At 71.5% G+C, this 4,593-nt stretch carries 4 protein-coding genes and 1 pseudogene; 2 read left to right on the forward strand and 3 right to left on the reverse strand.

Features of this window, described 5'->3' with window-relative positions; translation table 11 throughout:
- A partial coding sequence (locus FNH08_RS03165) for a glycoside hydrolase family 78 protein (RefSeq protein ID WP_152769688.1) occupies nt 1-2,696 on the forward strand: 2,696 nt, incomplete at its 5' end.
- Nucleotides 2,697-2,754: 58 nt separating this feature from the next.
- Here the strand turns inward: FNH08_RS03165 and FNH08_RS51540 are convergent.
- Nucleotides 2,755-2,901, reverse strand: coding sequence for a hypothetical protein (locus FNH08_RS51540; protein ID WP_228033847.1), 147 nt, complete (start codon nt 2,899-2,901; stop codon nt 2,755-2,757).
- Between the two features lie 175 nt (nt 2,902-3,076).
- Here FNH08_RS51540 and FNH08_RS03170 point away from each other — a divergent pair.
- Nucleotides 3,077-3,396: pseudogene (locus tag FNH08_RS03170) on the forward strand (LUD domain-containing protein); the annotation flags it as partial.
- A 21-nt stretch (nt 3,397-3,417) separates the two neighbouring features.
- Here FNH08_RS03170 and FNH08_RS03175 read toward each other — a convergent pair.
- Nucleotides 3,418-4,191 carry an SDR family NAD(P)-dependent oxidoreductase gene (locus FNH08_RS03175; RefSeq protein ID WP_152769689.1) on the reverse strand — a complete coding sequence of 258 codons (774 nt, stop codon included), beginning with the start codon at nt 4,189-4,191 and terminating at the stop codon, nt 3,418-3,420.
- Nucleotides 4,192-4,272: 81 nt separating this feature from the next.
- Nucleotides 4,273-4,593: TIGR02391 family protein (locus tag FNH08_RS03180; RefSeq protein WP_194238348.1), on the reverse strand; the 321-nt coding region annotated here is incomplete at its 5' end.

Below are 4,593 nucleotides of genomic sequence, written 5' to 3' on the forward strand. Positions count from 1 at the left end.
GCGACGCCGACGGGCGGACCGTGGGCGCCGTGCAGAAGACCTCGGCCGACTCCGTCCTCGTGCCCTGGCCGTTCGACGACCTGCCCGCACGCGCCCGCAAGACCGTCCGGGTCCGGGTCGCCGGTGTCGACAGACAGTTCTCCGCGTGGAGCGAACCCGGTCGAGTCGAGGTCGGACTCACCACGCCGGAGGACTGGTCGGCCGTCTTCGTCTCGCCCGACTGGGACGAGGACGTCCAGGCCGACCAGCCCTCCCCGTTCCTGCGCCGCGCGTTCGCACTGCGCGGGCCGGTGCGCGCCGCCCGGCTGTATGCCACCGCCCTGGGCGTGTACGAGGCGGAGATCAACGGCGTCCGGGTCGGCGACGACGTGCTGGCGCCCGGCTGGACGGCGTACGACAAGCGCCTGCGCTACCAGACCTACGACGTCACCGACCTGCTGCGGCCCGGCCGTAACGCCCTCGGCGCGGTGCTGGGCGAGGGATGGTTCCGGGGACGCATCGGTTTCGACGGCAAGACCCGCGCCCTCTACGGCGACCGGCTCGCCTTCCTGGCCCAGCTGGAGGTCGAGTACACGGACGGCACGACCGAGCGCGTCACCACGGACGACACCTGGCGGTCCGCCACCGGCCCGGTCCTCGCCTCCAGCCTCTACGACGGCGAGACCTACGACGCCCGGCTGGAGCGCGCCGGCTGGTCCGAACCGGAACACGACGACTCCGGATGGCGCGGCGTCCGCACCGTCCCGCGCGACCTGGGCACGCTGGTCGCGCCCGACGGCCCGCCGGTACGCCGCGTCGAGGAACTCGCCCCCCGCGAGGTCATCACCTCCCCCTCCGGCCGGACGATCCTCGACTTCGGCCAGAACCTCGTCGGCCGCCTGCGCCTGACCGTCTCCGGCGAGGCCGGACGGACCCTCACGCTGCGCCACGCGGAGGTCCTGCAGGAGGGAGAGCTGTGCACCGCACCGCTGCGCACCGCCGCCGCGATCGACTCCTACACCCTGTGCGGCGAGGAAGCCGAGACCTTCGAGCCCCGCTTCACCTTCCACGGCTTCCGCTACGCCGAGATCACCGGGCAGCCGGACGACTTCGACCCCATGACCGTACGCGCCGTCGTGCTCCACTCCGACCTGGAGCGCACGGGCACCTTCGACTCCTCCGACACGCTGCTCGACCGCCTGCACGAGAACGTGGTGTGGAGCATGCGCGGCAACTTCCTCGATCTGCCCACCGACTGCCCGCAGCGCGACGAGCGCCTCGGCTGGACCGGTGACATCCAGGTCTTCTCACCCACCGCCGCCTATCTCTACGACAGCGCCGGCTTCCTCGCCTCCTGGCTCGCCGACCTCGCCACCGAGCAGGCCGAGGACGGGGTGGTCCCCGCCGTGGTGCCCAAGGTGGCCATCGGCCTCGACAGCGCCACCGCGGCCTGGGGCGACGCCGCCGTGTTCGTGCCCTGGGCGCTGTACGAGCGCTACGGCGACACCGGCATCCTGGCCGCCCAGTACGACTCGATGCGGGCCTGGGTGGACCATGTGGCCTCGCTCGCGGGCGACTCACGGCTCTGGGACACCGGGTTCCAGTTCGGCGACTGGCTCGACCCGACGGCACCGGCCGGGCGGCCCGACGCGGCGGCCACCCCGGGCGAACTGGTCGCCACCGCCTACCATGCGCGCTCCGCGGACCTCCTCGCCCGCGCCGCGGAGATCCTGGGCCACGCCGAGGACGCCGCCCGCTACCGCACGCTCGCCGACGAGACCCGGGCCGCGTTCCAGGCGGAGTACGTCACCGGCGCGGGCCGCATGATGGCCGACGCCCCGACTGCGTACGCCCTCGCCCTCTGTTTCGACCTGCTCGCGTCCGACACCCAGCGTGCCCACGCCGGCCGGCGGCTCGCCCAACTGGTCCGCGCCAACGGCTACAAGATCGCCACCGGCTTCGTCGGCACCCCGCTGATCTGCGACGCCCTGACCCTCAGCGGCCACCTCGACACCGCGTACCGCCTGCTGCTCCAGCAGGAGTGCCCGTCCTGGCTCTACCCCGTCACCCAGGGCGCGACGACGATCTGGGAGCGCTGGGACAGCCTCCTGCCCGACGGTACGGTGAACCCGAGCGGCATGACCTCGTTCAACCACTACGCGCTGGGCGCGGTCGCGGACTGGCTGCACCGCACCGTCGCCGGCCTCGCCCCCGCCGCCCCCGGCTACCGGCGCCTTCGCGTCGAGCCCCGGCCCGGTGGCGGCCTGACGCACGCGCGGGCCGCGCTGCGGACCCCGTACGGGCGGGCGGAGGTCTCCTGGTCCCTGGCCGCCGGGGAACTCACCGTCGAGACGCTGGTGCCGCCGAACACCACGGCCGAGGTCGTCCTGCCCGGCTCGGACGGCGCCGCCCCGCTCCTCGTCGGTTCGGGCCGGCACACCTGGACCGTGCCCTTCTCCTCCGGCGAGGCCGAACTGCAGCCGCTGTCCCTGGACATGACCGTGGTGGACCTGATGGATCGGAGCGAAGCCGCACGCGTCTTCAAGGACCTGCTCGTCGAACGGATCCCGGAGGCCGCCGCCTTCATCGACTCCGGATCGGCGGCCTCGCACGGAGACACCACGGTACGTTCGGTCGGGATGATGCTGCCCGACGGCGAGGGCTTCCTCGTCGAACTGGAGCGGCGCTTCTCCCGGCTGGAGAACGGCGCCCCCTGACAGGCGCCCGCGGCGGGGGCCGGGATCCCCGGCCCCCGCCGCAACCGGGCCCTCGTCCTCAGAACCACAGGTGTTGGACGAGGTCGCACAGTTCCGTGCGGGCCGACTGGGCGGCCGCCCTCCCGAGCCTGTCGATCACCGAAGCGCTGATGAGCGCGTGTGACCTCTCGACGTGCTCGGGGGACTGCAGGGAGAACGGTTCCACCGGCGAGGCCGGTTCGACCGAAGACGACGACTGATTGCTCGAATTCGCTTCAAACAGACCAGCACACCCGTATTCGGCGTCCCACTCCGCTGCTGGATACGGAGGTTGCCCATCTCCGCAGGTGATGCCCGGTAGCTTGGAACCGGCGGGTCCGGAGGCGGTCCGGAGATACCGCCGGGCGATCGTGCACCGCTGCACGGACGAGGAGTTGCCCGAGTTGCTCACGCGGCTCCTGGCCGAGCGGGGCACAGACCGTGCTGGTCCCGCCCGGGCCGCCGTCGGATCACCCTCGTGCCCGACCACCACATCTGTGTCGTCCGCGTCCCGGACCAGGTCGTGTCGTCGGTCTCCCAGGCCCTCGAACTCCTCGACCGGGCCCGCCCGTTGCCCTGGATCTCCGGCCCGTCCGCCACCAGCGGCATCGAACTTGACCGGGTGGAGGGGGTGTACGGCCCACGCACCCTGGAGATCGTGCTCGTCGGCGGCTCGGACTGATTCCCCGAGGGGAGCACGAGGCTAGTGACGGGACGCGAGTTTCCGAAGCACCAGGGAGGAGACCGGTGTGGGCAGTACACGCAGCGTACGGACCAGTGCTGCGGTGGGCCAGGGGAAGTAGGCCTGTGCGGGTTCCCGCTCCAGCGCGCGGATGACGTTGCGTGCCGCCTGCTTCTTGCTGATCTGGAAGGGCTTGGGCAGGCCGTCCTCGCTGATGCGCGCGGTGTCGACGAAGCCCGGGTGGATCGAGGTGAAACGGATGTTCTTGGGGGCCAGTTCGACCCGTGCGGCATCGATGAGTGTGCGTGAGGCCGCCTTCGCCGCCGAGTACGGGCCCTGACGGGGGATGCCCATGAGCCCGGCCAGGGAGTTGGTGTGGGCGATCAGTCCTCCGTCCCGCTGGCCGCCCATTCGGGCGATCAGCGGGACGAGGTAGTTGACGACGACGTCGTAGTTGAGCGCCATGATCCGGGAGACGTCCGTCACGCTCACCCGGTCCATGGACATGTCCGGTCCCTGGCCGGCGTTGAGCAGGGCGATGTCGATCGTCCCGAACTCAGCCTCGGCGGCCGCCACCACCTCTTCGGCTGCCGACGGGTCCAGGGCGTCGGCGGCGATGTCCAGGCAGTCGCTGCCCGCCGCGCGCACTTCCTCCGCCACTGCGGCCAGCTTGGGTGCGCGCCGTGCCGTGAGGACGAACCGGTTGCCGCTGTGGGCGAGTTGCCGCGCCACCTCGGCGCCGATGCCCGATGAGGCACCGACGATCAGAACGGTCCGGTTGGTGAGGGGTGCCATGGGGCCTCTTCGCTCGAAGTGTCGGCTGTGCTCGTGCCAGGCGTCGGCGTTCGTCACGTTCGCCCATCGACCAGAAGTAAGTCAAGCGTCCTGGACGTCCGACTTACTTCTGGCGTCCGCCGGGACGGGCAGCAGGATGTACGCGCCCATGGCGTCGGCGAACAGCACGGAAGCGGCCTCCTGCTCACCGCCCTCGGCTCCGGCGTCGGCGAGCGGCCCGCCGACCTTGCCGTTCTGATGTGGCTGGAACGCCGCGCGCATCAGGTTCACACCGACCAGCGCGTTGTCGAGTCCGGAGGCGTCCCGGACCGCGGCCACGACCGCCTTCATCGCGGCGAAGCACGCCGTCTCGTAGTCCCCCAAATCAAAAATTGGTGCGCACCGTGTCTTCCAGGGCCGGGT

Source organism: Streptomyces spongiae (genome assembly GCF_009377185.1).
Classification (GTDB): domain Bacteria; phylum Actinomycetota; class Actinomycetes; order Streptomycetales; family Streptomycetaceae; genus Streptomyces; species Streptomyces spongiae.